Genomic DNA, 1,719 nt, shown 5'->3' with positions numbered 1-1,719 from the left:
GTATTTTAGTATTATTGAATGTTCAAACTCTTCGAAATTATTAAAATGATACTCTTCATAGTATACTATCAAGATTCTTATTTGTCTTTCCTTTTTATCGATTGATTCGATTTCACAGAACTCATTCAGCAATTCTGGGTCGTAATCATCGTAATATTCATCATTATCCTCTTTTTCGGATTTGAATTCAAGGAATTTTTCATATTCCTCCATTTCTAAAAGCTCTTCCTCATCAAAGAGGTCTTCTTCAGCTTCAATTTTATAAAGTTCAATATGGTCATTGTCGTGGTCTATATCAAGCAATTCGTTGTGGTTCAATCCGATTCCAACTATTTTTCCTGTCTTTAAGTTGATGATTGTCTTTCCAGTTGATTCATATGGAATCCAATTATCCAATGCAGGTTCAATGATCTCCCTAACTGTTAAGCTTTCTATCAGTCTTCTTAATTCCTCTTCACTTAACATGATAATCCTCATTTTCTTTTTTATATTGATTTTAAACCTTTAAATTTCATTTTTTAAATATTGATTTTTGTCCCATTTAAGGCTCATAATAAATTATAAGTATTATATAAATCATAAATATTTTTACTTATATTTAATATTTATTTGATTTTATAAAAAACTTATTTGTATTTAAAATTATTCTAATTCGGTGATTTCATGTTTGGTACATCAAGCATTCAAGAGAGAAGAAGATATTATAGGGAGGAATGGTCTGAAAAGGACATTCCAGATTTTATATCCGAAGGAATCACCAAAAGAGAATTCGGTTTTGACCATTTAGGGCACGGTCCTAATGACAGATATAAGGTATTTTTTGGAACAACTGCCCTTAAACGATTTTTAAGAACCAAGACTCCTTTTGCAGCATACATCTCTGTAGCATTTTATGCAAATCCACGTAATCGTGGAGGATGGGAAAAGGCAGAATACATCTTTGATATTGATGCTAAGGACTTGCCTATACGCTCATGCAACTGTGATGGGGTTTGCGAGATATGCCTAGGTGAAGCTCTTGAGAGAGTAAATATAATGTTGGATACATTAAAAGGTGATTTAGGTCTTAAGAACATTCATTTAATCTATTCTGGAAGAGGATTCCACATAAGGATACTTGATCCTGTGATGATGGAGGCAGACAGTGACTTGAGAGCTGAAGTATTGAAGTATGTTGCTGGTGCTGAAGTTCCAAAGGCAGAATATCCGAATATCATGCCTGGAGGAAAACCATATAACTTTGAGCACTTTTCCATTCCAATAGCATATCCTGCTGTGTTTACTGAAAAGGTCAAATACAATATCCTTCATTTGAAAGGGGATGAGAACCTTGACGGAATCAATAAGCGTCTCATGAAGGATTTGATAAAGCATAGGGATTATCTTTATGAAGACGATTGGGGTTCATTCAAGCAAAATATTGGTCCAAGAAGATATAAGGATATGGTAAATGCAATGGCAAGAGTAAACCTTGCAACAATCGATGCAAAGGTAACAATTGACTTGAAGAGAATCTTAAGGCTTCCAAGTTCCTTGCACTCCAAGGTAAGCATGAAATGTGTTGAAGTCAAGAATCCCGAGACATTTGATCCTTTTAAGCATGCTGTTCCTAAGTTCGTATATGAAAGAAAAGATGAAAATGTAGCAGAAAAATAATTTTTATATCTATTTTTTTTCTTAATTTTATAAAAAATTAGTGAAAACATGACTCAATTGCCT

At 33.0% G+C, this 1,719-nt stretch carries 2 protein-coding genes; one reads left to right on the top strand and one right to left on the bottom strand.

The genetic code is table 11. The features are described from left to right. Positions 1 to 465: hypothetical protein (locus ACKI67_RS04520; RefSeq protein ID WP_407462209.1), on the bottom strand; the 465-nt coding region annotated here is incomplete at its 3' end. Between the two features lie 198 nt (positions 466 to 663). Here ACKI67_RS04520 and priS point away from each other — a divergent pair. Further along, positions 664 to 1,656: a DNA primase catalytic subunit PriS gene (priS, locus tag ACKI67_RS04515; RefSeq protein WP_407462208.1), complete on the top strand. Its 993-nt coding sequence runs from the start codon at positions 664 to 666 to the stop codon at positions 1,654 to 1,656. Positions 1,657 to 1,719: the final 63 nt, after the last annotated feature.

It is taken from the genome of Methanobrevibacter sp. (assembly GCF_045577275.1).
Taxonomy (GTDB): Archaea; Methanobacteriota; Methanobacteria; order Methanobacteriales; family Methanobacteriaceae; genus Methanobrevibacter.
Note: the sequence above shows the minus strand (reverse complement) of the source record. Positions and strands in the feature narration are given on the sequence as shown.

Bases quoted from the DNA above. Each gene is read 5' to 3' on its own strand.
- priS (WP_407462208.1), top strand. From the start codon at position 664: ATGTTTGGTACATCAAGCATTCAAGAGAGAAGAAGATATTATAGGGAG.